Source organism: Corallococcus macrosporus (assembly GCF_017302985.1).
GTDB lineage: Bacteria > Myxococcota > Myxococcia > Myxococcales > Myxococcaceae > Corallococcus > Corallococcus macrosporus_A.
In genome coordinates this window covers 883,135-909,012 of record NZ_JAFIMU010000007.1, presented here as the reverse complement: position 1 = coordinate 909,012, position 25,878 = coordinate 883,135, and the positions used below count along the sequence as shown (strand labels likewise).

Below are 25,878 nucleotides of genomic sequence, written 5' to 3'. Positions count from 1 at the left end.
CTCACGGATAGAGCAGCTGCGTCTTCCAGCCCGCGCCGTCGCGCAGGTACAGGTTGCGCTCGTGCAGCCGGCTGGGACGGCTGTGCCAGAACTCGATGCGGTCCGGCACCACGCGGAAGCCGCTCCAGTGCGGCGGGCGCTCCACCGGGCGGCCCTGGAAGCGCGCCTCCACCTCCGCCACGCGCTGCTCCAGCAGCTCGCGCGAGGGCAGCTCCTGGCTCTGGAGGCTGGCCCACGCGCCAATCTGGCTGCCGCGCGCGCGGCTCTGGAAGTACGCGTCGGCCTCCGCGTCCGTCACCTGCTCCACCCGGCCCTCGATGCGCACCTGCTGCTCCAGGGGCTGCCAGAAGAAGCACAGCGCCGCGTACGGGTGCGCCTGGAGCTGGCGCCCCTTGCGGCTGGTGAAGTTGGTGAAGAAGACGAAGCCCCGCGCATCGAAGTCCTTGAGCAGCACCACGCGTGAGCTGGGGCGGCCCTGGTCGTCCACGGACGCCACGACCATGGCGTTGGGGTCCACGGGAATTGCGGCCTTCGCCTGGGCGAAGAGGTCCGCGAAGCGCTGGATGGGGTCGGCAGGAATCGTCGTCACGCGGCGCACCATAGGAAACACGGCTTCCGTGCGCACGTTCGCGGTTGACTCCCTGTCGGGACTCGCACGCAATGGCGGGACTCATGAAGATCCTCTTCATCGCCTCGGAGGTCACCCCCTTCTCGAAGACGGGGGGACTGGGCGACGTGGCCGGGGCCCTGCCCACGGCCCTTGCCGGCCTGGGGCACGACGTGAAGATCGTCACGCCCCGCTACCAGGACGTGCGCAACACCGGACAGTTGCTGCCCACCGGCCAGTCCCTGGTGCTGCGCTTCCCCTTTGGTGAGACGGGCGGCCCCATCCTGTCCGCGCGCCTCACCGAACGCCTGGAGGTCCTCTTCCTGGAGAACGAGGCCTTCTACGGCGGCCGCAAGGGCCTCTACGGCGACGCGGGCGGCGAGTTCCCGGACAACCCCCGCCGCTTCGCCTACCTGTGCGTGGGCGCGCTCCAGGCCGCGCAGCGGCTGCGCTTCTTCCCGGACATCATCCACCTGCACGACTGGCAGACGGGGCTCGTCCCCGTGGCGCTGCGCCGCGGCTTCCAGGAGACGCCGCTCGCGAAGGCGAAGTGCGTCTTCACCATCCACAACCTGGCCTACCAGGGGCACTTCCCCAAGCGGACCATGGAGGACCTGGGGCTGCCGTGGGACCTCTTCACCCCGGAGGGCGTGGAGTTCTACGACCAGCTCAACTTCCTCAAGTCGGGGCTCGTCTACTCCGAGGCGCTCACCACCGTGTCGCCCACCTACGCGCGCGAAATCCAGGCGGCGGAGCAGGGCTACGGGCTGGATGGCCTGCTGCGCCGCCGCTCGCACGCGCTCACCGGCATCCTCAACGGCATCGACGCGCACGAGTGGAACCCCCGCACGGACGCCTGGCTGCCGGCGCGCTACGGCCTGGACGACATGACGGGCAAGGCCGTGTGCAAGCGCGCCCTGCTGGAGCGCTTCGGCCTGCCCACCGAGGGAAACGCGCCGGTGTTCGGCATCGTCAGCCGGCTGGCGTGGCAGAAGGGCGTGGACCTGCTCCTGGAGACGCTGCCCGCGGCGCTCCAGGCGGACCTCAAGTTCGTGGCGGTGGGCAACGGCGAGCCCGGCCTGGAGGATGGCCTCCGGGCGTTGCAGGCCCGCTTCCCGAAGCAGGTGGGGGTGCACATCGGGTTCGACCCGGCGCTGTCACACCTGGTGGAGGCGGGGTCGGACTTCTTCCTCATGCCCAGCCGCTACGAGCCCTGCGGCCTGAACCAGATGTATTCCCTGCGTTACGGAACGGTGCCCATCGTCCGGGCCACGGGCGGGCTGGTGGACACGGTGGAGGGGGGGCTGGACGGCAACGGCATCCTCTTCGAGTCCTTCCACCGCTCGGCGCTCCTGGCCGCCATCCGCCGGGCGCTCTCCCTGTACGCGGACCCCGCACGGCTGGGGGACTTCCAGGTGCGGGGGATGGGGAAGGACTTCTCCTGGGCCGCGTCCGCCCGGAAGTACGAGGCCCTCTTCCACTCCCTGGTGCAGGAATAGTGGGGCCCCCTCCGGATCCGCGCTAAAGTTGCCGCGTGGCGGAAGCTCCGGACCTGGGTGGCTATGAAGTGGTCGGCCGGCTGGCGGTCGGCGGCATGGCCGAGGTGTATCAGGCGCGTGCCCGTGAGACGACGCAGCGCTCCCCGGGCGAGCCCGAGGAAGTCGTCATCAAGCGGCTGCACCCGTCCTTCCGCAACGACCCCGCGTACGTGAAGGCCTTCGTCGACGAGGCGAAGCTCACGGTGCGCCTGCGCAACGCGCACATCGTGCGGACGTTCCGGCTGTTCCGCGCCGGGCCGGACTACCTCATGGTGCAGGAGCTCGTGAGTGGCCGGACGCTGGGCTACATGCAGGAGCTGCTGATCAAGGCGGGCGCCGCGATGCCGCCCGAGTCCGCCTGCTACATCGCGTGGTGCATCCTCAAGGCGCTGGACTACATCCACCGCGCCAAGGTGGGGGAGAACGGCGCCACCATCGTCCACCGCGACGTGAACCCCGCCAACGTGCTGCTGGGCGTCCAGGGCGACGTGAAGCTCACCGACTTCGGCGTGGCGGAGGTGGAGGGGATGATCCGCGGCGACGCCGGCGCGCTGCGCGGCACGCTGCCGTACATGAGCCCGGAGCAGGTGCTGGGGCAGGCCGTGGATGCCCGCACGGACCTGTACGCGGTGGGCGTCATCCTCTGGGAGCTGTGGGGCGGCCGCCGCCTCTTCACCGGAGAGAACGAAGCGCAGCTCATGCACCAGGTGCGGGACGCGCGCGTGCCGCTGTTGTCGTCGCTGGCGCCGGACCTGCCGGACTACGCGGCGCGGGTGGCGCGCAAGGCGCTGTTCGCGGACCGCGCCCGCCGCTTCCAGTCCGCGGCGGAGTTCATCAAGGCGCTGGAGGTGCTGGCGCGCCGCGCGGGCTGGCCCCTGACGGTGGAGGCGCTGCAGCCTCTGTTGGGCGGCTGATGCGCTCGCGCCGGGCGGTGCTCGGGCTGGGGCTGTCCACGGGCCTCTTCCTCCTGTCCGGCTGTCTGGGCGTGGTGCCCTTCCGACCGCGCGCCTACGACGAGGCGGTGCGGGTGGAGGCGGTGGACGTGGCCTTCACACGGGACGGCTCCGGCGCGCTCACGCTGAAGCTCCAGGTGGAGAACCCGTCCTCCGACGCGGCCACGCTCACGCGCGTGGACTTCGACCTGCGCGTGGATGGCCGCCGCGTGGCCACGGGCGAGCAGGTGATGGGCGTGCCCCTGGACGGCAGGGGCCAGGTCCCCCTGGAGGTCCGCTTCCCGTTGGCCGTGGCGCGCGGTGGCAGCCGGCCGGAAGGCGGCGCGCACGCGGTGCGGGTGGAGGGCGGCGTGGTGCTGCGCTTCGGAGGCTCCGAGCGGCGCGCGCCCTTCCGGGACGCGCGCTCGCTGGACATCCCGTGGATGCCGGGCGGCGAGTCCAGCCCGGCGCCCTGAGGCGCTTGCTTCAGTTCTTGGCGTCGGGCGCCGCGCCGGAGTCCGCGGGCGGGCGCGGAGGGCCCTGGCCGTCGTCCTTCGGCGCGGGGACGCCGTCCTTGGGCGCGCCGTCCGCGGTGCCGGGGGCGACGCTCTTGAGGCGGGACATCCGCACGCGGTCGATGCGGGCGCCCTCCTTGGTGGCCACGACGAACTGCCAGCCGTTGTACGTGAAGCGCTCGCCCACGTCGGGCAGGTGGCCCGCGAGCGAGGACAGGTAGCCGCCCAGCGTGTCGAAGTCGCCCTCTGGCAGCGGGAAGCCGAAGAGCTTCGTGAACTGATCCACCTCCATGGCGGCGTCCACCAGCGAGGTGCCGTCGGCCATCTTCTCGACGAGCTTCTCCTCCACCTCGAACTCGTCGCCGATGTCGCCCACGATCTCGCGGAGGATGTCCTCCAGCGTGACGACGCCCATGAAGCCGCCGTACTCGTCGACGACCATGGCCATGTGGATCTTCCGCTTCTGCATGTCGCGCAGGAGGTCGCCCACGGGCTTCATCCACGGCACGAAGTGGGCGGGGCGGATGACGTCCTGCAGGACGATGAGCTCCGGGTGCTGGAGCAGCGGGATGAGGTCGCGCGCGTGCAGCACGCCGACGATGTGGTCCACGTCGTCCTTGTAGACGGGGATGCGCGAGTGGTTCTCCTCCGCCAGGATGCGCAGCACCTCCTCCGGCGGCGTGGTCACGTCCACGGAGATGACGTCCGTGCGGTTGACCATCACGTCGCGGCAGCGCTTGTCGGACAGCTCGAAGATGGAGCGGATGAGCTGCGGGGCGCTCTTGTCCACCTCGTTGCGCGCGGCCTGGGCGGCGAGCAGCTTCTCCAGCTCCTCCAGCGGCGGGGGCGGCGGCTCGAAGCGCAGGGTGCGGCCCATGGTGCGGGCGCCCAGGTTGAGCAGGCCCAGCATCAGGCGCATGGGCGGGTAGAGCACCGCCACCAGCAGGGACACCAGGCCCGACAGCCGCAGGGCCCAGCGCTCCGGGTTGCCGTTGGCCAGGCCGCGCAGCGTCACCTCCATGAGGCTGGCCAGCACGCCCACGAAGAGGGCGCCCGCGCACACCGTGGCGACGGGCACCCAGGTGGCCTCGGCGTAGCGGCTGAAGTCCAGCATGCGCGGCGGGACGAAGGCGCCAATGGCGGCGGCGAGGAAGCCGGACAGCACCATGCCCAGGCGCAGGGCGGTGGCGGCGGGCTCACGGTGCGTCTTGTGACGGAGCACCCGGCGGGCGGCGGTGGTCTTGCTCTCCTCCGCGAGCTCCTGGGCGCGCAGGTCGGACGTCCCGTAGAGCGCGGACTCCGCGGCGGCGACCAGGGACCTCATGAAACAGAGGGCCAGGCAGGCGACCCAGAGGGTCCAGGTAGGCATAGGGGGAGGTTCTTATCCCGTGCTAGAGGGGCATACCACCCTGGCGGGAGGCACCATGCGGGGACGTCGGATGTACGTCATTGGCGGACTGCTGAGCGCGTTTCTGGCGCCCGCGGCGGCCCTGGCCTGGCCGGTGGACCAGGCCGTGACGCTGGAGCCCGGCAAGGAGCGCTTCCAGAAGCTCACCGCGGTGGACTGGGCGGAATCCGACGCGCCCTCCGTGGTGACGGCGGAGGCGCTGCCCCAGAGCGGCGAGCTGCTGCTCACGCCCCATGACGCCGGCATCGCGCGGGTGCTCCTGTACGCGGAGGGGCGCTTCGCGGTGTGGCGGGTGATGGTGGGGCCCATCGAGCTTCAGAACACCGAGGCCCAGCTCGCGGCGGCGAAGAAGGCCTGCCCGGACCTGAAGGCGACGCAAGGGGCGGAGCGGAGCCTGACGGCGACGGTGAACGACAACGCGTGCCGGCTGGCGCTGCGGACGTTCCTCAAGACGCACGCGTACCTGGCGCCGGAGCTGGAGCTGACGTTCGCGGTGCCGCAGCTCCAGGCGCAGCTGGAGGACTTCGAGTCGGGGATGCCGCCGGGGCTGACGGTGCGCTACAGCGGCGCGGGGCTGGTGCTGTCGGGGAAGACGGACCGGGCCGGGCACCGCAAGGCGCTGTGGGAGCTCTTCAACCGCGCGGTGGGCCGCGTGCCGCTGGAGGACCGCACGGAGGTGGAGGCGCCGCCGAAGCCGGACGTGAAGGACGACGCGGTGGACGCCACGGTGTCGGACGTGGCGCCGGATGCCGGGGTGGCTCCGGTGGCACCGCCGGTGAAGCGCAAGCCGGCTCCGAAGAAGCCGCGCTGAGCTTCGGGCTGCCGCTTGCGGTAGAACCGCGGGTGGAGGTCCGACGGAATGACGAACGGAGTGAAGCGCGCGAGGCTCGCGCTGGTGCTGGCGCTGACGGTGGGGCCGGGTGCCGCGTGGGCGCAGGCGGATGATGACGGCTCGGCGGTGGTGGTGGACATGCCGGAGCCGGACCGGGGCTGCCCGGTGAAGCCGGAGTTCCTGCCGATGACGCCCATGGGGCAGGTGGGCATCGAGCGGCTGGGCTGGCTGGTGCACCAGGCCATCATCCCGGCGTCGAAGGACAAGTTCTTCCAGGCAGGGGCGCGCAGCCGTTCTGGCGTGAAGCCGGTGCCCATGGACCAGGCGAAGAAGCTGGGCGCGCTGGACACGACGAAGGCGCCCATCTGGGTGTTCGGCAAGGAGAAGTCCAAGGCCTGCAAGGGGACGCCCATCGCGTACTGGGCGGTGCGGATGGGGACGGACGAGGACCGCCAGACGTACCTGATGGCGGAGCTGGCGATGGAGTGCGAGGTCCTGCCGCCCGGGCGGCTTCCGGGCACGCCCATCGCCATTCGTCAGAAGGACGAGCCCACGGGCTGCGTGTTGCGCCGGCCGAACCGGAACCTGACGGGGAAGGAGATGGACGGCATTCCGCCGGACTACGCGGAGCACATCCCGCCGCAGGACTGCGCGGCGCCGGAGTGCGCGCGGCTGTGGGAGTACTTCGGCGTGACGGGCGACGAGGGCGAGGGCGCGTTCGACCTGACGGTGTCCTACCTGCACCGGAACGGCAGCAACCCGTGCAACTGGGCCACGGACGACCTGTCGATGCTGTTCGTGAGGATGCGGGACAGCACGTCGCTGACGCCGCTGAAGCCAGGAGGCCAGCTCTTCGGAGGCCTCTGGGACTTCAACGGCCCGCGCTTCATCCTGAGCCGCGACATGGGCGTGCTCTACGCGTACGACTACCAGAAGCTCAAGGCCGCCCCGAAGGCCGTGCGCTACGGAAGTCCCACGGAAGAGGACCTCATCCACGCGAAGCGCACGCTGTCCCCGTGCAAGAAGTAGCCAGCGCTACTGAGCGCTGGAGCCGTGGTACGTCTTGCGCAGCTTCAGGGCCGGCACGTCCACCGTGCCGTCCTTGTTGTCCGTGCTGTACCAGAACGAGCCGTGCGGAGCCTGGACGCCGCCCTTCGCCGTGCGCGTCAGGCCGTTGTAGACGGAGCCGGCGATGAGGTAGCGGAACACCTGCGGCGCGGTCGCGCTCACCAGCGCGTTGTTCTGCTGCATCTCCTTCCACACCACGCAGTACTGCTTGAGCGCTGCCCACGCGCCCTTGGAGTAGCGCGGGCTCCCCAGCATCCACACCTCCAACTGGGGACACATCTCCGTCACCCCGTCGTCCGGGTTCGCGTAGTTCATCGCGCCGCAGACTTCGTCCACGCGCATGTCGTTGAGCGTCACGTCGCCCTGCGCCTGCCATCCCGCGAGCCGCGACAGCTGGAAGCGGCGGATGGACAGCGCGTCATCGCGCGTGAGCGACGGCGCCATGAACGCAGTGGGCTCCGGCAGCGCGAACGCGCCGCCACCGTGCGGACCCACGCCGGCGTCCAGCACGTAGCCGCCCCACGTGTACATGAGGAACAGCGACCACGCGTCCTTCACGAAGGCCCGGTACGACGGCGGCGTCCCGTTCGCCAGGCCCCAGTTCAGGATGTCCGTCATCGCCGCGACGGCCCAGTCATCCGACTCCTGGTACCAGTAGTACCAGCGATACGCCTTCGTGCCCGCCTTCGCCAGGAACGCTTCCATGCCTCGCACGGTGACGTTCTTGTGCGCGGCGAAGTCGCGCGTGTACGTCGCGACCTGCGCATCCAGACACCAGAAATAGATTTTGACGCTCTGACCCGCGCAGCGTGTCGCCAGCGCCTTCGGTGCGTTGATGTCGCGGTTGCGGTCCGCCGGAGGGGGGCCAATCCAGGTGTAGTGGACGTCCATCCCCGCGAGCCTACTCCGTCCACGGCCCCCGCCGCGTGGGCTCCTTCAACGCCTGGTCGAGCGCCGCGAGGAAGCGCTTGCGCGGCCAGGACTCCGCGCCGAAGCGCTCCAGGTGCTCCGTCTCCACCTGGCAGTCGATGAGCTGGAAGCCCCAGCCCTTGAAGCGCTCCACCGCCGTGGCGAACGCCACCTTCGACGCGTCCGGCGCCAGCGCGAACATGCTCTCCCCGAAGTACGCCGCGCCCAGCGACACGCCGTACAGCCCGCCCACCAGCACCTCGCCGTCCCACGCCTCCACCGAGTGCGCCAGCCCCAGCTCATGCAGCCGGATGTACGCCTGCTTCATCGCATCCGTGATCCACGTGCCGTCCTGCCCCGGCCGGTGCACGCGCGAGCACGCGTCGATGACCTTCGCGAACACCGTGTCGTAGCGCACCGTGTACGTGCCCCGGTTCATCACCTTGCGCAGCGAGCGGCCCACGTGGATCTTCTCCGGCTCCAGCACGAAGCGCGGGTCGGGCGAGTGCCACAGGATGGGCTGCCCCTCGCTGTACCAGGGGAAGATGCCCTGCGCGTAGGCCGCCACCAGCCGCTCCGGGCGCAGGTCGCCGCCCACCGCGAGCAGCCCACTCTTGTCCGCCTTGGAGGGCGGGGGGAACAGCTCCGGCTCGTCGTCGCTCAGCAGGTAGATGGGCACGCGTACCCGCCAGTCTAGCGGGACACGTTGAGCTTCACGTCACCCTTCAGGACGAAGGGGACCTGCAGCATGGGGCCCTTCACCTCGCCCTGGATGCTGTAGGGCAGCACGCCCTTGGAGATGAGCCCCTTGACGCCCGGGCCCCAGGACTGCGCCGTCACCGCGACCTCCACCGGGTACACGCCCGTGGCGGACGGGTCCACCGTGTCCGCCTGGGCCGCCGTGCCCTCCTCCAGGGGGCGGTCCGCCACCGTGACCTTGTAGGTCAGCGAGTCGAGCCGCAGCGGGAACGGGTTCGGGTTGCGCACGCCCAGCCGCAGGTTCATCTGCACCTCCTCCGGCGAGTAGCGCGCGGCATCCAGGCTCTCCACGATGACCTCCGGCAGCCGGGGCACGCGCACGGCGCGGCTGGCGGCGAAGGGCAGGGTGTCCTCGCTCTCCCCGGAGCGCACCACCAGCGTGCCGCGCAGCGCGATGAGCACCGTGCCGCCCTGGGCGCTCAGGCGGGCCAGGTCCTCCGGGCCCTTCACGTAGGCGGACTTCTCCTCGATGGAGAAGTCCGCGGGCGTGCCCGGGGCGAACGGCACCCCCAGCTTCGCGGAGCCCTTCTTCACCACCTGCCCGTCGGCGACGAGCTCGTAGTCGGCGCGCTCCACCACGCCGGTGGCGGTGCCGGTGATTTGTCCGGTGTAGCGCACGGAGGCGTCGGTGAGCCCCTGGGAGACGACGGTGGTCTCCTGGGCCGTCAGGGCAGGGGGGGCGCCGGAGCGGACCGGGGCGGAGGCGCACCCGGAGGAAAGAGCGAACAGCGCGGACACCAGGGCCATCAGGCAGGTCGAGCGATTCACGGAGGACATTCTGGGGAGGACAGGGGCTGGTCCCAAGGGGTTTTCCGCTAGACTGTCCACCAACCGTGGCTCCCCGACGTCCCAACTTCAACCGGACCCTGCGCTCCCTCATCCGGGACATCGCCGCGCGCATGCCCGAGTTCAGCCACGTGAAGGTGGGGCGCATCCTCGTCGTCGCCGGTGAGGCCCGCCGGGCATCGCGCGGCACGGTGAAGCCCCTGTGCTTCAAGGGGGGCAAGAGCATCGACAAGGCGGGGCGGCGCAAGCCGGTGGTGCGCATCCGGGGCCGCCGCATCCTGTACTGCATCACGCTGCGCCCGCTCTTCTTCCGGGGCTCCACCGCGAAGTCGCGGCTGGAGACGCTGCTGCATGAGCTCTTCCACATCTCGCTGCGCTTCGACGGCACGCTGCACGCGGGCCGCCGCCACGCGAAGCTGGGCGCGGAGTTCGGGCGCCGCCTGCGGCCGCTGGTGCGCCGCTACCTGAAGCTGTGCCCGGAGGCGCTGCTCGCGGACCTGGCGTATTCCGGCGAGGTGCGGGTGCTCCAGTGGCTGGAGCGTCCGGGCCCGGCGTACCACCCGCGCGCGTCGCACCGCCGCGTGCGCAAGGTCTACACGGAGGATCAGCTCTACTCCGGCGTGGCCCGCATGGTGACGCCGCGTCCCCGGGTGGCCCGCGAGGCCCACGTGCGCGACGACAAGGTGCACTGAAGGCCTGTCGATGTCCGGCCCCACCGACTTCGTCAGCCTGGGTGCGCTCCACCGCGACCTGGAAGAGCTGTTCCTCCAGCACCAGGAGGCGCTGATGGGCATGGACCTGCCCGCGGCGCGCGAACGGCTGGCGAGGTATCGCGAGGAGCTGACGCGGCACCTGGAGGCGGAGGAAGCGCTGCTGCTCCCGGAGCTGCCCCGCGCCGGACGGATCCGCGGCGCCGCGCCGGAGCTCTTCACCGGCGAGCACCAGCGCATGCGGGAGTTGCTGGTGAAGTGCCAGGACGCCGTGGACGCACTGGACGCGAGCGCCCCGGACTACCGCCGCGCGGTGCTGCGCGTGTTCGACATGGAGAGCACGTTCAAGCACCTGGAGCACCACCACTCGTTGCGCGAGGAGACGTACCTGTTCCCCGCGCTGGATGGAGTGCTGGGGGAAGAGGAGCGGAGGTCTCTCCTGGCCGCGTTCCTCGCGCGCACGGAAGCTCCTTCTCGCTGAATCCCTGGATTCCGAACGGCCCTCCGGCCCGAGCGGTCTCCAACTGGTCCGACTGTCGGACCAGTTCGTCCGGTCCGCCGCGGATGGGCGGTCCCCGCCGGGTTCTCACCTTCTCATCCGTAGGAACGGATTCAGGGGGCAGCGGTTCGGGGCCGTGATGCCTGATGGAGGGCGGGCGGGCAGGGGGGCCTTGGTCTGCTCGGCTCTGCCTGGGTTCGAGGCGTGCGTGCTGTCTTTCGCTCGCGTTGTTTCGAACGAGGTTTCCTCCTGGTGGGACGCGGTGTCTGGGTGTGGTGCTGGGGGCTCATGGCCCTGCTGGGGCTCACGGGCTGCGACCCGGGGGCGGAGCTGACGCCCTGTGCCGCCGACTGCGAGGGCGCGGCGTGCGCGGCCTGTGTCACGTCCCTTCCCGAGGAGCGTCCCCAGCCCGCGTTGGCGTGTGATCAGCTCCCCGCGCCGTCACGGTGCCTGGGGCCCCGGGTGCTGGAGCGGTGTGTAGGGGGCGCCGTGCACCGGGAGGACTGCGCGGAGGACACGACCTGTGTCGAATCACCCGAGGTCGCCTGCGTCTCGGGCAGTGCCTGTGTCGACGGCGTCTCGCGATGCACGGAGTCGCGGACACTGCAGGTGTGCACGAATGGCCGTTGGAGCGCTCGGGCCTGTGACGTGGCCTGTACCGCTACACCGGGCCGGGGCTTCTGTGGCGCGCCCGGCCCCACGCTGAGCGGCACGGTGCGCTACGCACGCCGCTTCCCTGACGCGGAGTTCCGCGCATGGGCCCTGGAATGGGAGCCCGTGCCCGCGCGCGGCTTCCTCATCGTGTCGTTCCAGGGCTCGAAGGTGCTGGACTCGCAGGTGACGGACGACGCCGGCCGCTTCACGCTGAAGGTGGCGTCCTCGTTCGGTGAGGACGACCGCATCGTCGTGTACGCGGCGGGACGGGGACGGGACGGCGCGGTGGCCTACGCGGTGGCGGACCCGGGACTCCCTGGCGAGCAATCCGTGGCGACGGTGCCGGGTGAAGCGGCTCGCATCTGGAGTTGGTCGCGCACGACGCGCGAGCTGTCGAGCCAATCCATCTTCACCCTCACTGAGTCCGAAGGTTCTGGCGCGGCGGCGGTGTTCGACGTGCTGGGCACGGCCTGGCGCCGGATGCGCGAGCGTTACGGCGGACGCGACGGTCTGCCCGTGGTGGCGTGGCTGGGCTTCGGCACGACCTGGTCCTGCGGTGCGTGCTTCGCGCCGTGGCCGGTGACGGCGGTGGGGCGGAGCTGGGAGTCACAGGTGTGGCTGCCGGGGGACTCGGATGCGGCGTGGTGGTCGGACGCGATGGTGATGCACGAGCTGGGGCACTGGGTGATGGCCAGCCGGGGCACCAGTCCGGAGGAGGGCGGTCCGCACTTCGTGGGCGTGCCCACCTTCCCGGGGCAGGCGTGGAGTGAAGGCTGGGCCACGTGGTTCAGCACGGACGCGCGCCGCAGCCCGCGCTACTTCGACCGGCAGGCCGGGACGATGTTCTGGGTGGACCTGTCCGCGCGAGCCTCCTCGGTCAGCCCCTGGACGCGGCCTCGCGCGGAAGCAGGACTGCTCCAGACCGTGGACGAGAACGAGGTGGCCGCCATCCTCTACCGCACGGCCACCGGCACACCGTCGAGCCAGCCCCTGTACGACGCGCTCGCCGCGCCCGCGATGAACCGCGCGCCCTGGGCCCGCGGCTACACGCGGCACACCTGGAAGCGCGACGAGAAGGGCGCGCTCATGGACGTCGTGGACACGGGCAAGCCCTCACCGAGCCTCGCGGACTTCCTGGACGCGCTGATGTGCCAGGGCTTCCCGAGCACCCTGGTGGACGCGGCCACGGAGCCCACCACCGCGTTCCCGTACCCCAGCCACGAGCCCTTGTGCCCATAACGTCCCGCGAAGCGGAAGCGCCGAGCCCGTGTCGTCTGCCCATGACGTCTCCTCGCGGCGGTAGCTCCGCATCTGTGCCCCTGTGCCCATGAAGCTTCCTCGTTCGATGCCGCGAAGCCGGCGAGCCGTGTCACTGACGCTTCTGCGACCCTTGATGCGCAAGCGCGTCGCGGGGGCCGTGCTGGCCCTGGCGCTGGTCGGAGCACTATCGGCGAGCATGGCGTCCGGCGTGGACCGCGTGCGGCGCAGGAAGCCGCCGCGCGATTCAGAGCCACCGCCCCAGGCGAAGGAGAAGCCCGTCCACGCCTCGTCGCCGACGCTCCTCGCGTCCGCGCGGTCGGTGGCGCTCCCATCGCACGGGATGGATTCATGGGTCCTACCGCCATCGCAGGAGCGCCACGGATCCCGGCCCGCCTCCGTGAAGACTCACGCCACGGACGCGGTGACAACCTCCGATTCCATCACGCCCATGCAAGGCCCGGAGGATGGCGCCACGCCCATGGACGACACGGCGCCACGGCCCACGGTGCTCCCCGCCACGGCGCGCATCCCCGCGCCGCTGCACGTCTCCTGGCGAGTGGTGGACGTCAGCGCGGACACGGTGCGGCTCGTCGCGCGGTTCGACCGGAGCCCGGGCTTCACCGCGCCCGTGCAGGTCTCCCTGCGCGTACCTCCGCGAACGGTCCTCCGCGAAGGCCCCACCGCGCCCATCGTCCTGGACGGGGACACGCGCGAAGTGCCCTGGACCCTGGGCCTGCCCGCGGGCGCGAGCCCCGATGACGACCTCGTGCTGCTCGCGAGCGCCGGAGGCGAGTCCTTCGGCGTCCAGGCGGAGGCGCGCTACCGCTTCGGCCGGACGCTCGCGGAGTCCCCCCGGCCCGCGCCCACGGGGCCTCCGCTGCCGGGGGAGCTCATGCGCTCGCGCGAGTAGCCCGGACTCAGTCCAGGTTGAAGTACACGTCGTCGATGGCGCCGTGGAACTGGTCGTTGTTGTTCCCCGCGCTCTTGGCCCCGATGCCGACGGACTGGCCCGTGGGGTTGATGTCGTAGGTGCTGGCGAGCAGCGCGCTGCCCCGGGCCACGTTGTCGATGAGGATGGTCAACGTGGTGCTGGTGCGCTGACACGTCACCTTGTGCCAGACGCCATCCGCGATGCCCACCGACGACTTCACGATGACGGCGTCCGCGCCACCAGTGGTGCGCACCACGCAGCTGGGCTTGCCCCCCACCGCGTCATCCAGCTGCAGCTTCCACTGGGCCGTGGAGGAGAGCCCCTTCTGCACCAGGTTGGAGCCGTGGTCCGCGCTCAGCTCCGCGAGCGTCACGCGCACGCGCGCCCCGAAGGAGAACAGCGCCGTGCCCGGGTTGAGTGACACGGAGTCCGCCGCGCTGATGAACGCCTTCGCGCACGTCGTCCCGACACAGACGGCCGGGAAGCGCACGCCCTGGCCCTCGTAGCCCGGCGTCTCCACCGTCACGGTGCCGCCGTTACTCGCCTGCACCGTGCCCGTGTGGCCCTTGCCGCTGTCGTCCACCACGGTGGTCACCGGGTCGGACACGGACTCGAACCGGTAGCGCAGCTTCTGGCTCACCGCGCCGGCCGAAAGTGGCCCCAGCAACAACACCGCGGTGAACCCCATCCGCATCTTCATGACGTACCTCCCCAGGGACTGCGTGAGCGTGCCACTCCAGCACGGACTCAACCCCTGGGGGAGCGGGGAGGCTTCCCCGCCGCGCACGTCACGGCACGTCGACGGCCAGCTTCTGGAGCGCGGACTTCGCGTCGGCGTGGTCCGGCTGCAACTTCACCGCCGCCTCGTACTCCTTCTTCGCCTCGGGCTTGCGGTTGGTGGCTTCCAGCAACTGCGCGAGCGCGAAGTGCGGCTCGCCCGCGCTCGCGTCCACCTGCGCCGAGCCGCGGAAGGCCTTCTCCGCCTCCGGCAGCTTGCCCTGCCGGTACAGCGTGTGCCCCAGGTACAGGAGGCCCAGCGAGTTGCGAGGCTCCACCGCCAGCACGTCGCTCAGCACCTGCAGCGCCTTGGTCTCGTCACCGCCGCGCAGGTACAGGAAGCCCAGCTCCGCGCGGGCCTCCAACTGCGCGGGGTCCTTCGCCACCACCGCCTCCAGCTCCGGCACCGCCAGCTCCGGCCGGCCGCGCCGCGAGTGCAGGATGCCCAGCCGCGCCAGCGCCGCCGTGTCCGCCTCCTCGCCTTCCGCGGGCGCCAGCAGCTTCTCCGCCGCCGCGTAGTCACCCATCGAAAGCAGCAGGTCCGCCAGGCCCAGCTTCGCCGCGCGGTGCTTCGGGTCCTCCTGGAGCACGGCCTCGTAGAGGGGCCGCGCCTGGGCGCCCACGTGCTTCTTCGCGTACGCCTCCGCCAGCATCAGCCGGTTGTCCACCGTGGGCTGCAGCTTCACGCAGGCCAGGTACTGCGCGATGGCGCCGGCCAGGTCGCCCTTGGCCTTGAGCGCGTCGCCGTAGCCCGCGCGCACGCCGGGCTCGTCCGGGAAGGTCTCCACCGCCGTCTTCAGCGTGGCCACCGCGTCGTCCACCTTGCCCAGCTCCAAGAACGCGCGTGCCAGGCCCTGGTACGCCTCCGTCGTCTTCTTGCCGTCGTCGGCGCTCTTCTCGATGGCCTTCTGGAACGCGGACACCGCCTGCGTCTTCTTGCCCTGCGCCAGGTACAGCTGGCCCAGCTGCGTGTACGGACCGCTCGCGCGGCGCGGCTCCAGGAGCAGCGCCTTCTCGAAGGCCTTCGTCGCCCGGGCGTTCTCTCCCAGTTGGAAGCACGCGAGCCCCAGGTTGAAGTGCGCCTCCGCGTACTTCGGATCCAACGCGATGGCCTTCTGGAACGCCTCCGCCGCCTTGCGCGCGTTGCCCTGACCGTCCAGCACCACGCCCAGGTTGTTCTGCGCGCGCGCGTGCTTCGGGTCCGCCTTGAGCGCCGCCTGGTACTCCGCGAACGCGCCCGTGACGTCGTTCTCCCGCATCAGCACGACGCCCAGGTTGTAGTGCGCCTCCGCGTCGGTGTCCTTCTGGCGGATGGCCTCGCGCAGCGTCTCCTTGGCCTCGGCGTTCTGGCCCTTCTCCGCCAGCGCCTTGCCCAGGTTCACCCGTGCCACCTGGAGCGCGCCGTCCAGCTTCAGCGCCTCGCGGTACGCCTCGATGGCGTCGTCCGTGCGGTTCGCGCGCTGGAGCACCTCGCCCAGGTTGAAGCGCAGCTCCGCGTCCTTGGGCGAAAGCTCCGTGGCCACCGAGTACTGGGTGATGGCCTCGTCCGTGTCGTCCTGGATGCGCGCCAGCAGGCCGCGCTCCGAGCGCAGCGTGGCCTCCTCCGGGAAGGCCGCCAGCGCCGAGTCCAGCAGCGCCTTGGCCTTGGGCACGTCCCCCGACAGCCGCAGCGCGCGCGCCAGCGCTACCTTGGCGGGCACGCCGTCCGGCGTGAGGCCCACCAGCTTCGTCAGCGGCGCCACGGCGCGGCGCGCCTGGTTCTGCGACAGGAAGGCGGTGCCCAGCTTGTAGAGCGCGTCCGGGTCGTCCGGGAGCTTGTCCGCGCGCGGAGCCGCCACGGGCTTCTCCGGCGGAGGGGCCTCCGGCGCGGGAGCCTGGGCCGTCAACAACTGGAGGATGAGGACTCCGGCTTTCGTCATCACAGGTTCTCCACGTACGGGCTGGCGCGCGCGTCGAAGGTCTTCTTGGCGAGGGCGGCCTTCTTCGCCTCCCACGCCTCCTTCGCCGCCTGCGCTTCCTTCGTGTCCCCCCCGAGGTTCGCGCGCTGTTCCTTCACGGCGGCCTCGCACTCGGACACCTGCTCCTCGAATTCCTTCGGCTCCAGGCGCTCACTGCCCTGCACCTTCGCCTTGCGCGCCGCGGTCAGCCGCGCCAGCTCGAAGCGGGCGAAGGCGCAGCGCAGCGCCAGTTGCTCCACCTCGCGCAGCCCCACGTTGAGGCGCTGGTGCGCGCGCAGGTACTCCACGCGGGACTCGGACTCCGCGATGGCCAGCTGCGCCACCTCGCGCGAGGAGGCGTCCGGGGCGCGGTCCTCCTCGTCCTCGGCGGCCTCCTGGCGGGACTTCGCCCGGCGGATGTTGTCGCGCGCGCGGTTGACCTCGTTGTCCGCCTCGTCCACGCGGTCGATGGCCAGCGCCAGGTCGTTCTCCGCCTCCAACAGCTCGATGCGCGTCTCGTACGGCAGCTTCTTCACCAGCGTGTCCGGCACGCGCATGCCGTAGCTCGGGCCGCAGGCGGCGGTCAGGAGGGACAGGCTGAGGAGCAGGTGGCGCTTCATGGAGCAGTGGCCTCGAAACGGCTGAAGATGGTGCGGCCGGAGTAGACGTCGGTGCCGTTGGTGAACGTGACGTTGAACTCGCCCGACACCCGGTCTCCGGGGTTTTTCGGAAGGGACTTCACGAAGAGGTTTCCGCGCACGAGCTGCGGGAAGGGGCGCACCGGTTCGTCCAGCACGCTGCGGTCCACGCTGCCCCGCTGCGAGCCGTCCTCCAGCGCCTCCGCCAGGTCGATGTCCAGCGAGCCCGCGTATTCGTTGTCCGGCAGCATGTCCGCCACCCGCGCGCTCACCTTCAACACCACGTCCTGCCCGCTGCCCTGCGTCTTGACGAAGCTCACCGCCAGCGTGCCCTCCGCGAGAGCCGCCTCCGTGCGCTGGTAGCGCAGGTCGAGCAGCTCCGTCACGCTGCCCTCCAGTTTGCCGCCCTCGTCACCACACGCGGTGGCGGCGAGCGCGAACAGCACTGGCGCGATGAGGCGGAAGGACGCGCTCACTTGCAGGCCTTCCACCCGGCGTCCACGTCCGGGCCGTTGAGCGTGCCCATGTCCTTGAGCACGGCCAGCTCGCGGCGCGCGCCGTCCGTGTCGCCGAAGCGGCAGCGCAGCGCGGCCAGGTTGAGGCGGGCCTTGTCGTAGGTGGGGTCCGCCTCCAGCGCCTTGGCGTACGCCGCCCGCGCGCCCATCGCGTCACCCAGGTTGAGCATGGCCCAGCCCAGCGCCGCGTGCGCGGACGCGCGCGTGTCCTGCAGCTCCGTCACGCGGCCGAACGTCAGCTGCGCCATGCCGTACTGGTGCGCGTCCAGGTAGCCCATGCCCAGGGCCTCCAGCGCCTCGGCGGTGAGGACCCTCTCCGCCTTCTTGCGCAGGTCCTCCAGCGCCGCGGGCTGCGTGGGCGCGGCCGGCTGCGGCACCGGCAGCGCGGCCACGTCCGTGCGGTTGCGGCAGCCCACCACCGCCGCGTTGAAGACCTCCAGCGACTCCGCGCGGGACAGGCACGCCTTGAAGGCCTCGTCGGAGCGGGCCTTGAGAGGCCCCACCTGCTGCTTCACCGCGTCCTGGAACTGCTTCGTCTCCGCGGCGGACAGCCCGCCGGGCACCGGCGTCTGGTCCACCACGTCCGCGATGTGGCCGTACGCGAGGGCAATCTTCCACAGCGACGCCACCGCCCACTCCGGATACCCGAGCGACGCGGCCTGCGTGTACACGCCCTCCATGGCCTGGAGCGCGGCGACCTTCTCCTCGACCTTGTCCGCCGGCAGGTCCTTGTAGCCGCGGTAGAGGATTTCGCCCAGGTACCAGAGCCCCTTGGCGGCCTCTTCCGTCTGGCCGTTGGGGCCCTGCACCGCGGCGGTGAGGGTGGAGATGAGCGCGTCCGGCGGCGCGGTGGGCGCCGTGGTGGCCTGCACCTCCGCGAGCACCGCGGCGGCGGCCACGTTGTTCTTGTCCAGCTTGATGGCCGTCTCCGCCGCCGTCTTCGCGCGGGCGTAGTCCTTCTGCTTCAGGCGCGTCTCGGCGAGCAGGGCCAGCACCTCGCCCTTGCGCGCGCCCGAGGCCTCGGCGGCCGTCTCCAGGTTGCGGGACGCTTCCTTGTACTCACCCAGCGCGATGCGCAGGCGGGCGCCGGCCATCCAGCCGTCCACCGACGCCAGGTCGCCCGTCAGCTTCTGGCCCACCTGCTCGAACCAGCCGGCCGCCTCGTTGAAGGCCGCTGCTTCCGCCGCGTGCCGGCCCAGCGTCAGGAGCACGTCCGACAGGTACTGGCTCTTGGGGTAGGACTGCACCAGCTTCGTGCCCAGCTCGCGCTCGCGCGGCAGGTCGCGCTTCTCACGCGCGGCGGTGAACGCGCCGTAGAGCGCCTTCTCGCCGATGTCCGTGTTCTTGTTCTCGTCCGCGACCTTCATCAGGCCTTCGATGACGTCGCCCGTCTCCTGTGCGCTCTGCAGGGCCAGCTCGTCCAGGGCCTCCGCCTTGCTCTGCGCGAGGATCTTCTGCACCTCTCCGCGGAAGCCCTGCGGCAGCGCGGACGCGAGGAACTTCTTGCCCGTCTCGTCCAGCTTCTTGAAGTCGTTCACCTGCCGCAGGCTGTCCAGGGCCAGGTTGCCCGCCACCGGCGCGTCCTTGTAGTTCGGGTGCGCCAGCGCGAACGCGGTGAACAGCTCCGCCGCCTTCGGGTACTCGCCGTCCTCGTAGTAGGCGCGCGCGATGTTGAACTTCACGTCCAGCACGTGCGGGCTCTGCGGGTAGCGAGACACGTAGTTCGCGCCCAGCAGCTTCAGCGCCTGCCGCGCGTCGGCGACCTCGAAGGCGTTGCGCTTCTGGGCCTCCTCCGGCTTGAGCGTGGAGAAGTGGGCCAGGAGCGCGCCGTACATGGCGGTGTCCACGGCCTTGTTGTCCTTGGCCTTGTCCTCGTAGCGGGCCAGCTCCTCGAACTGGCGCGCCGCCTCCGGGAACTCCTTCGCGGCGAAGAGCGCGTCCGCGCGGTTCTTCATGATGGGCCGCACGTACTGCTCCGGCCGGAACAGGCCCAGGTACTCGCGGTAGGCGTCCGCGGCCTTCACGTACAGCTCGCGCGAGTCCGCCTTCTGCGCGGCCAGGTGGACCTGCGTGGACAGGTCGCGCGCCATCTCCTCCGTCTCCGCGAGCTGCTTCTTGCGGTCCGCCTCCGCCATCTCCGGGTCGGTCTTGATCTGCACCGCGGCGCGCACGAGGAAGCGGATGTCCTCCGGCTCCGGCATCACCTTGCCCTTGGCGGCCTTGAGCGAGTCATACAGCTTCTGACCGCGCTCCAGGTCCAGCTCGGGGTCGGGCTGCACTTCCATCAGCTTGCGCAGCGCGGGGATGGCCCACTCGTACTGCTGCTTGATGAAGTAGCGGTTGCCCAGCTTGTCCAGCGCGAGCGCGTACGTGGCGCGGCCCTCGCTGAGCTTCTCGAAGTAGTTGAGCGCGCCCTTGGGGGGCTTGGCCTCCGTGTAGCTGTAGACCAGGTCCAGCAGGGCCTCGCGCTTGACGTTGAGCGCCTTCTTCACGTCCACGCCGGGCAGGGGGGCGCTCGCGGCCGCCGCCTCGAAGAACGTCACGGCCTCCGCGTGCTTGGCCTGGTTCACGCGGATCCAGCCCATCTTGTAGCGGGCCAGGTCGTGCACCGGCGACGGCGGCAGCTCCAGGATGGCCTGGTAGTGCTTCTCCGCCTCGACGAGGTCCGCCTTGTCGAAGAAGTGGTCGCCCAGGATCTGCTCGGCTTCCAGGCGCAGCGGGCTGTTGGGGTACTTGCGCGTCAGGTCCCCCAGCGTCTTGAGCATCTCGTCGAACTGGCCCAGCTCGCGCTGCTCGTGCGCCAGGTAGAACGTCACCTGGTCCCCGTCCTTGAAGTCCGGGTACTCGCGCAGCAGGCGGTAGTACATCTGCACCGCCTTCTGCTTCATCAGGCGCGTCTCCGGGGAGACGATGGCCCCCGTGGCGCCCTCCGGCCGGGTCTCCGCCTGGAGGTAGTACACGTAGCGGCTCTTCTCGACGTAGAGCTCCGCCAGCCGGAACTGCAGGTCCGGCAGGTAGGGGGCATTGCGGCTCTTGGAGATGAGCTTCTCCGTCTCGCCAATGGCGCGGTCCACCTTGAAGATGTCGCGCTTCAGCTTGGCGATGAGCTCCTCGCGCTCCTTCGCCTTGGACACGATGGGGTTGGTGTTGGGTCCCACGCGGCCGCTGGGGCCGGGGGCCGCGGCCGCGAGCAGCGCGGCGGTGATGAGGCCGGTGAACGGGCCGGTCATGGGGTTTCCTCGATGCAACGGCTCTCGATGCGGACCCGGTAGGACTTGAGCTCGTCGTTCCAGTATTCGTTGTCGAACTTGAAGGCGACCTGCGCGGGCGACAGCAGCTCTTCCTCTTCCGCCGCCACCACCTGGGCGCCCTTCTTCACGCGCTCGTACAGCTTGAGGCCGACCTCGTACTCCATGAGGCGCACCTGCTCCGCGGCGCGCAGGAGCGTGTCCGCCTCCTGTCGCACGGCCTCCTGCAGGCGGGCGTCGTACACGCGCACGGCCTCCGCGTGGGACAGGTCATACAGCCGCGTCAGGTGCCCGAAGAGCCGGTCGCCGAAGCTGCCGGCGAAGCGGCCCAGGCGCTCGCCCTCCAGGTCCAGCAGCGACACGAACTTCGCGGCGCGCTGGGTGTTGCCGTGCGCGTTGGCGGCGCGGCGCAGGCGCGCGTCCTGGCTCAGGTCCTCGCGGTTGCGCACGGACTCCAGCGAGTCCGCGTAGCGGCGCGTCAGCTCCTTCGCCGCGCGCTTGGCGGGCAGGTAGTGGCACAGGTCGCGGAAGATGAGCGCGCGCAGCAGGTACTTGTCCGGCATGAACTCGTCGCGGAAGGTCGGCGCGTCCAGCGTGGTGAGGATGCCCAGCGCCGCGCGCAGGTCGCCCAGCTTGTAGCGGGTCCACGCTTCTTCCAGATAGAGGCTGGCGCGGCCGGGGTCCAGGTCCGGCAGCTTCACCTTGCCGTACGCGTCCAGCGCGCCGGGGAAGTCCTTCTTCTCGTAGCGCAGGCGGGCCACCGCGAGCGCCGCCTCGTTGCGCGCCTCGCGGGTGAGCTTCTCGTCCTGGGACAGGTCGAGGAAGTCCTTCACCATCTCGTCCGGCGGATCCTTCACCTGCTTGAGCCGCGTGACGAGCAGCGCGAACTTCGCGCGGCTGGCCTCGGCGCTGGTCTCCGGCAGCTTGGAGAAGTGCGTGTTCGCCCAGCGCTCGTTGCCCACGCGCAGGTCCACCAGGCCCTGCTGGTAGTGCGCGTAGGCGCCCGTCTCATCCGGGAGGAAGCCCAGGTCGAGCGCGCCGAAGACCTGCTCGTCGATCATCACCTCGTCGTGCGGCCGGTCCGTCAGGCCCTTGAGCGCGTCCAGCGCGCGCGGCAGCACGTTGGGGTTGGAGCGCTCGCGCGCGATGCGCGCCAGGTACGTCGCGCCCGCGTGGGTGAGCCCCAGGTCGATGAGGCTTCGCGCGAGGAAGTACTGGCCCCACGCGTAGTTGTCGTCCGTGCGGGGCGTGGCCTGGAGCCACGCGTACAGCGGGCCCGCGGCGTCGCGCGGCTTGCCGTCGAAGTACGCCTTGAGCGCGTTGTCGAAGGTCTCCGGCGGCACCTTCTGCGGCGGGGGCGGCGGAGCCTCCGCGACGCCCGCCTTGGCGGGCGCGGGCGCACCGGCGGTGGTGCCCGCGTCCGTGGGGCCGGCGGTGCCCGCGTCCGTGGCGGCGGGGGCCTTCGCGGCGGCGGCCGGTGGAGGTGGCATGGGCAGCGTGCCCGCGTCCGGCGCCGCGAGGGCGACCGTCGGGGACACGAGGAGCGCGGCGCTGGTCAGCGCGGCGACGATGAGCGGGCGGGACGTCATTCCGTGGCGCCGAAGTTGAAGGCCGTCCCAATCTGCACGGTGGGCACGTTGATGATGCGCGCCGCGCCCGCGAAGACGGTGTTGTTGGTGACGTCCAGCCGGAAGGACACGTTCTGGGTGGAGAACACGCGCACGCCCAGGCCCAGGTTGACGGCGGGACGGAAGCCGTCGCTGCGGTCCACCTTCACCACCGTGCCACCGGCGAGCAGGAAGACCTCGAAGTGGATGACGTTGGAGTTGAGGAAGGACGTCTTGCCGTACAGCGGGCTCCACATGAGGTCGGAACCCACCATCCACTGCACCTGGTCCTCGAACGCGGTGGCGGTGGGGGCGGCGTCGAAGTCGCGCTCCAACTGGCTGCGCAGGCTGGTCTGCACGTTGTAGCTGTACGTGCCGCGGCCCACCTGCCACGCGAGGCTGTCGCTGAAGTGGTACGTGTAGCCGACGGTGCCGATGAGACCCTTGTAGAAGGCGTCCGCGGGCAGCACGCCCACGCCGAGCGAGAGCTCGTGGTGCATGCGGTAGAGGCGGTCCTGCACCGCGGAGACGGTGCCAGGGTTCTCGAGTTCCTCGGCCTGGGCGCGCGCGAGGCCGGGCACCAGGCACAGGAGGGAGAGCAGGAGGAATCGCACGGGGACTTTTTCCTGTCAGGAGGCGGGGGCCGACGTGGGGTGGGGGAGTGACCCCGCGTCAGTAGCCGACCGAGTTGAAGAGGAACGGGTACGTGATGATGACTTGGCCGCCCTTGGGAGCCGGGAACTGCCAGCCCTTCAGGCTGCTGAGGATGCACGCCTCGACGGAGGCATTGCGGAGGGTGGAGGACTTCGTCTTGGCGGAGGCGACGCGGCCGTTGAGCCCGATGGCCCACTCCAGCACCACCTTGCCGGCGAGGCCGGGGTCCTTGAGCAGCGCGCGCTCGTAGCAGCCGTGCACTTCATTCAGGTGGCTGTTGATGACCTTGGCCACGGCCTCGCGGTCCACGGTGCCTTGCGTGGAGGAGATGCTGCGCGCGGTGGCGCGCGTGACGGTGCCGCCGACCGCGCCCTTGCCCACGCCGCCCGCGCCCAGCGCGCCGATGCCGCCGCCGCCCTTGCCGCGCAAGAGCTCCGCGCCCAGGGTGGCGCCGCCGCCCTTGCCGCCGCCGCCCAGGCCGAAGGTGCCCAGGCCCGCGTTGGCGATGGGGGCCTTCCCGATGAGGCCGGCCAGCTTGTAGTTGGTCTGCTTGGCGTTCTTGCTGCCCGGGCCGCTGCCCAGCTTGTCCACGGCGGCCAGCAGGTCGTTGGCGGCGGGGCCCGCGGCGGACAGCTTCGCGAGCGCCTTGAGGGCCTTGCTCTCCGGCGCGGCGGCCACGGCCTTGGGGACCTGCACTTCCTTGACGGGCTTGGGAGGCGCCTTCTCCGCGACGGCGGGCTTCTCCTTCACGGGCTCCTTCTTCTTGAGCGACTCCAGCTTCTTCTTGGCCTCTTCCTTCTTCTTGGGCTCGGGGGCGATGAGGCGCAGCGCGACGGGGGGCAGGTTCTTCTGCGTGAAGTCCGCGGTCGCGGGGCCTTGAGGCCGGGTGGCGATGAACCAGCCCAGGCCTCCGCCGAAGATGGCGAGGAAGAAGAGGGTCAGCCAGGGCAGGCCCTTGAGCGGGTTGACGAAGACGCGCTCGGGGGTGGGGGCCGCGTAGGCGACGAGCGACATCTTGCCCTGGGTGAGGCGGGCGGCGGCGCCGTCGCGCAGGGTGACGAAGCGGCGGCTGCCGTCGGACTCGAGCGCGGCGGTGGTGACGGGGGTGAAGCGGCCGTCGCCGTTGGCCTTCTCCACCTCGGTGCCGGGGGGCACGAAGAGGCGGTAGTTGCCGTTGACGGATTCAGCGAGCGTGAAGGCGTCGCCTTCCGGGAGGGAGAAGCCCCACAGCGGCATGGGGGCCAGCTCGTCCACGGCGGCCTTCACGGGCTTCTTCACGTCCGGGGCGAAGCGGCGCGCGTCGCGGCGCACGGCGCCCCAGTAAAGCTCCAGGTAGAGCTGGGCCGCGCCCTTCTTGCCCGGGCCGATCTTCGGCGCGTGCGTGGGGCGGGTGGCCGGGGCCGCGTCGAGGACGAGCGGACCGGAGGAGGGCGCGGCGACGTCGCTGTCCACGTCCGCGAGCAGGTCGTCCACGACCAGCAGGCTGGGCATCGCCTCCGAAGGAGGACGGCGCCGCGTGGAGGGCACGGTGCCCGCGGGGACGGCGGGAGCGGGGGCCTGCTTCGAAGCCGCGGGCTGCGCGCGTGCGACCTGTTGCGCGTGAGCCGCCTTCGCGGCCTGCTGGGCCTGCTGCTGCGCGAGCGCGGCCTGCTGGGCCTGCTGCTGCGCATACGCAGCCTGCTGGGCCTGTTGCTGCGCATACGCAGCCTGCTGAGCCTGCTGCTGCGCATACGCAGCCTGCTGGGCCTGTTGCTGCGCGAGCGCGGCTTGCTGAGCCTGCTGCTGTGCATACGCGGCTTGCTGAGCCTGCTGCTGCGCGAGCGCGGCCTGCTGCTGCGCGTGTGCGGCCTGCTGGGCCTGCGCGGCTCGTTGCGCCTGCTGTTGTGCCAGCGCGGCCTGCTGAGCCTGCTGCTGCGCGTACGCCGCTTGCTGCGCCTGCTGTTGCGCCAGCGCGGCCTGCTGCGCCTGCTGCTGGGCGAGTGCGGCCTGCTGCGCCTGCTGCTGAGCCAGCGCGGCCTGCTGCTGGGCGTAGGCCGCCTGTTGCGCGTGCGCGGCCTGCGCGCCGTGCTGCGGCGCGAAGCCGTTTACGTGCGGAGGCGCGGCGGGCGGAGCCCCAGCGCCTCCGAGGAGCGCGGCGACCTCGGGCGGCGGCTGCGGCTTGGTCTCGACGGGACGCTGGTTGAGGATCCGCGTCTTCAGGACGAACGGACCACACAGCACCTCGTCCACCGAGCGGATCTCACAGGCCGTGACCTGGTGCCCGTTGACGAAGACGCCGCTGGTGCCGCCGCCCGCGTCCTGGATCGCGGTGCGGCCGTTCTGGAAGTACAGCAACGCATGGCGCGGCGACACGGACGCGTCGTCCAGCCGCAGATCCGACGACGCATCGGATCCGAGCGCATAGGTGCCGGGGACGAAGACCTCCGTCCCCACCAGGAGGCCGTCGCGGAGGATGACGACTTGCAGGACGCTGGGCTGGCCGCTCAACGGTGACGCTCCCTTCGAAGGGTGATGGGCGGTACGGCCCTACTGATCGTAGACGGTGGCGAGCGTCTCGGAGCGGAAGCTGTCCCGCTCGCGAAGCATCGACCGCGTCTTCAATTCCTTGCGGTCATACAGATACACGGCGCCGGACTTGTTCGTCTGGCCCTGGATGAGCCGGTCGTCGAAGTCGATGCGCGACGGGCCGCGCTGCGGCGGCGCGGACGACGCGGCGGCGGAGGCATCCCCCGTCACCGGATCCGTCACCGCCGAGTTCGACTTCGTCTCGATGCGCGGCGGCGTCCTGCTCGAGCCCTTCTTGGCCTTGGCCGTCTTCTGGGCCTTCGCCTTGGAGGCACGCGTGCGCCCCTGGGCCCAGGCATCGTTCGAGGGGGAGAGGGGACCGAAGCCGAGCACGCTGGCGACGGCACAGAAGAGGAGGAAACGTCGCATCATCAACAGGTTAAGCGATGCGAGCCCCGACCTGTCAACGCACACTCCAGCCCCATCGCATGACCTGTGCAGATCAGGTGTGGGGGGCAGTCCACCTCACCTGGGGCGGACTCTCCACGAACCGTCCCGCTTCGTGCCGGTAGGCTGGAAAGGTCGCGTG

At 70.9% G+C, this 25,878-nt stretch carries 23 protein-coding genes; 9 read left to right on the top strand and 14 right to left on the bottom strand.

All coding sequences use genetic code 11. From position 1 onward, the window contains the following. Window position 1: 1 nt before the first annotated feature. A complete protein-coding gene (gene pdxH, locus JYK02_RS15970; RefSeq protein WP_242588766.1) occupies window positions 2-601 on the bottom strand; it encodes a pyridoxamine 5'-phosphate oxidase in 600 nt (199 codons plus the stop codon). A 71-nt stretch (window positions 602-672) separates the two neighbouring features. Between pdxH and glgA the strand changes: the two genes are divergently transcribed. From glgA to JYK02_RS15955, 3 genes are read left to right on the top strand one after another with little or no spacing between them, the layout of a single operon-like run. Next, window positions 673-2,106 (top strand): glycogen synthase GlgA, encoded by a 1,434-nt coding sequence (glgA, locus tag JYK02_RS15965; protein WP_207051975.1) that lies wholly within the window; start codon window positions 673-675, stop codon window positions 2,104-2,106. A 35-nt stretch (window positions 2,107-2,141) separates the two neighbouring features. Beyond that, the gene (locus JYK02_RS15960; RefSeq protein ID WP_207051973.1) at window positions 2,142-3,059 is read left to right on the top strand and encodes a protein kinase domain-containing protein; all 918 of its coding nucleotides are present in this window, start codon (window positions 2,142-2,144) and stop codon (window positions 3,057-3,059) included. Then, entirely contained in the window at window positions 3,059-3,553 is a 495-nt protein-coding gene (locus tag JYK02_RS15955) for a hypothetical protein (protein WP_207051971.1), read from the top strand. The genes JYK02_RS15960 and JYK02_RS15955 overlap by 1 nt, the downstream gene beginning before the upstream one ends. Window positions 3,554-3,563: 10 nt before the next feature. Here JYK02_RS15955 and JYK02_RS15950 read toward each other — a convergent pair whose 3' ends face one another. Further along, window positions 3,564-4,961, bottom strand: a complete 1,398-nt coding sequence (locus tag JYK02_RS15950) for a hemolysin family protein (protein ID WP_207051969.1) — start codon at window positions 4,959-4,961, stop codon at window positions 3,564-3,566. 55 nt (window positions 4,962-5,016) lie between these two features. Here JYK02_RS15950 and JYK02_RS15945 point away from each other — a divergent pair, with 55 nt between their 5' ends. Both JYK02_RS15945 and JYK02_RS40405 read left to right on the top strand, forming a co-directional pair. Further along, window positions 5,017-5,811: a hypothetical protein gene (locus tag JYK02_RS15945; protein ID WP_207051967.1), complete on the top strand. Its 795-nt coding sequence runs from the start codon at window positions 5,017-5,019 to the stop codon at window positions 5,809-5,811. 48 nt (window positions 5,812-5,859) lie between these two features. After that, entirely contained in the window at window positions 5,860-6,861 is a 1,002-nt protein-coding gene (locus JYK02_RS40405; protein WP_207051965.1) for a hypothetical protein, read from the top strand. Between the two features lie 6 nt (window positions 6,862-6,867). On the opposite strand, the gene JYK02_RS15935 is transcribed toward JYK02_RS40405, so the two are convergent. The 3 genes from JYK02_RS15935 to JYK02_RS15925 are packed head-to-tail and all read right to left on the bottom strand — an operon-like array spanning window position 6,868 to window position 9,345. Continuing rightward, entirely contained in the window at window positions 6,868-7,791 is a 924-nt protein-coding gene (locus tag JYK02_RS15935; protein WP_207051963.1) for a hypothetical protein, read from the bottom strand. Between the two features lie 10 nt (window positions 7,792-7,801). Beyond that, window positions 7,802-8,488 carry a leucyl/phenylalanyl-tRNA--protein transferase gene (gene aat, locus JYK02_RS15930; protein WP_207051961.1) on the bottom strand — a complete coding sequence of 229 codons (687 nt, stop codon included), beginning with the start codon at window positions 8,486-8,488 and terminating at the stop codon, window positions 7,802-7,804. A gap of 14 nt (window positions 8,489-8,502) precedes the next feature. Continuing rightward, a complete protein-coding gene (locus JYK02_RS15925; protein ID WP_207051959.1) occupies window positions 8,503-9,345 on the bottom strand; it encodes an LEA type 2 family protein in 843 nt (280 codons plus the stop codon). Window positions 9,346-9,401: 56 nt separating this feature from the next. Here JYK02_RS15925 and JYK02_RS15920 point away from each other — a divergent pair, with 56 nt between their 5' ends. From JYK02_RS15920 to JYK02_RS15905, 4 genes are all read left to right on the top strand, one after another. After that, window positions 9,402-10,046 carry a hypothetical protein gene (locus JYK02_RS15920; RefSeq protein ID WP_207051957.1) on the top strand — a complete coding sequence of 215 codons (645 nt, stop codon included), beginning with the start codon at window positions 9,402-9,404 and terminating at the stop codon, window positions 10,044-10,046. Between the two features lie 10 nt (window positions 10,047-10,056). After that, the gene (locus tag JYK02_RS15915; protein WP_207051955.1) at window positions 10,057-10,545 is read left to right on the top strand and encodes a hemerythrin domain-containing protein; all 489 of its coding nucleotides are present in this window, start codon (window positions 10,057-10,059) and stop codon (window positions 10,543-10,545) included. A 270-nt stretch (window positions 10,546-10,815) separates the two neighbouring features. Further along, complete coding sequence (locus tag JYK02_RS15910; RefSeq protein WP_207051953.1) at window positions 10,816-12,456, top strand: hypothetical protein; 1,641 nt, start codon at window positions 10,816-10,818, stop codon at window positions 12,454-12,456. 154 nt (window positions 12,457-12,610) lie between these two features. Then, window positions 12,611-13,387: a hypothetical protein gene (locus JYK02_RS15905; RefSeq protein ID WP_207051951.1), complete on the top strand. Its 777-nt coding sequence runs from the start codon at window positions 12,611-12,613 to the stop codon at window positions 13,385-13,387. Window positions 13,388-13,394: 7 nt separating this feature from the next. Here JYK02_RS15905 and JYK02_RS15900 read toward each other — a convergent pair whose 3' ends face one another. The 9 genes from JYK02_RS15900 to JYK02_RS15860 all read right to left on the bottom strand — a co-directional run bounded on the left by JYK02_RS15900 (window position 13,395) and on the right by JYK02_RS15860 (window position 25,721). After that, on the bottom strand, window positions 13,395-14,108 hold the full coding sequence (locus JYK02_RS15900) for a laminin G domain-containing protein (RefSeq protein ID WP_207051949.1): 714 nt from the start codon (window positions 14,106-14,108) through the stop codon (window positions 13,395-13,397). A gap of 88 nt (window positions 14,109-14,196) precedes the next feature. Then, window positions 14,197-16,104, bottom strand: a complete 1,908-nt coding sequence (locus tag JYK02_RS15895; protein WP_207051947.1) for a tetratricopeptide repeat protein — start codon at window positions 16,102-16,104, stop codon at window positions 14,197-14,199. Then, complete coding sequence (locus JYK02_RS15890) at window positions 16,104-16,742, bottom strand: hypothetical protein (RefSeq protein WP_207051936.1); 639 nt, start codon at window positions 16,740-16,742, stop codon at window positions 16,104-16,106. The genes JYK02_RS15895 and JYK02_RS15890 overlap by 1 nt, the downstream gene beginning before the upstream one ends. After that, window positions 16,739-17,236 carry a hypothetical protein gene (locus JYK02_RS15885; RefSeq protein WP_347402504.1) on the bottom strand — a complete coding sequence of 166 codons (498 nt, stop codon included), beginning with the start codon at window positions 17,234-17,236 and terminating at the stop codon, window positions 16,739-16,741. Before JYK02_RS15885 ends, JYK02_RS15890 begins: the two co-directional genes overlap by 4 nt. Beyond that, window positions 17,233-20,505, bottom strand: coding sequence for an outer membrane protein assembly factor BamD (bamD, locus tag JYK02_RS15880; RefSeq protein ID WP_207051932.1), 3,273 nt, complete (start codon window positions 20,503-20,505; stop codon window positions 17,233-17,235). The genes JYK02_RS15885 and bamD overlap by 4 nt, the downstream gene beginning before the upstream one ends. Next, the gene (locus JYK02_RS15875) at window positions 20,502-22,112 is read right to left on the bottom strand and encodes a hypothetical protein (RefSeq protein ID WP_207051931.1); all 1,611 of its coding nucleotides are present in this window, start codon (window positions 22,110-22,112) and stop codon (window positions 20,502-20,504) included. Before JYK02_RS15875 ends, bamD begins: the two co-directional genes overlap by 4 nt. Next, entirely contained in the window at window positions 22,109-22,744 is a 636-nt protein-coding gene (locus tag JYK02_RS15870) for an outer membrane beta-barrel domain-containing protein (RefSeq protein ID WP_207051930.1), read from the bottom strand. Before JYK02_RS15870 ends, JYK02_RS15875 begins: the two co-directional genes overlap by 4 nt. A gap of 58 nt (window positions 22,745-22,802) precedes the next feature. Beyond that, window positions 22,803-25,271, bottom strand: a complete 2,469-nt coding sequence (locus JYK02_RS15865; protein WP_207051929.1) for an AgmX/PglI C-terminal domain-containing protein — start codon at window positions 25,269-25,271, stop codon at window positions 22,803-22,805. Between the two features lie 39 nt (window positions 25,272-25,310). Beyond that, a complete protein-coding gene (locus JYK02_RS15860; protein ID WP_242588765.1) occupies window positions 25,311-25,721 on the bottom strand; it encodes a hypothetical protein in 411 nt (136 codons plus the stop codon). Between the last annotated feature and the right edge of the window lie 157 nt (window positions 25,722-25,878).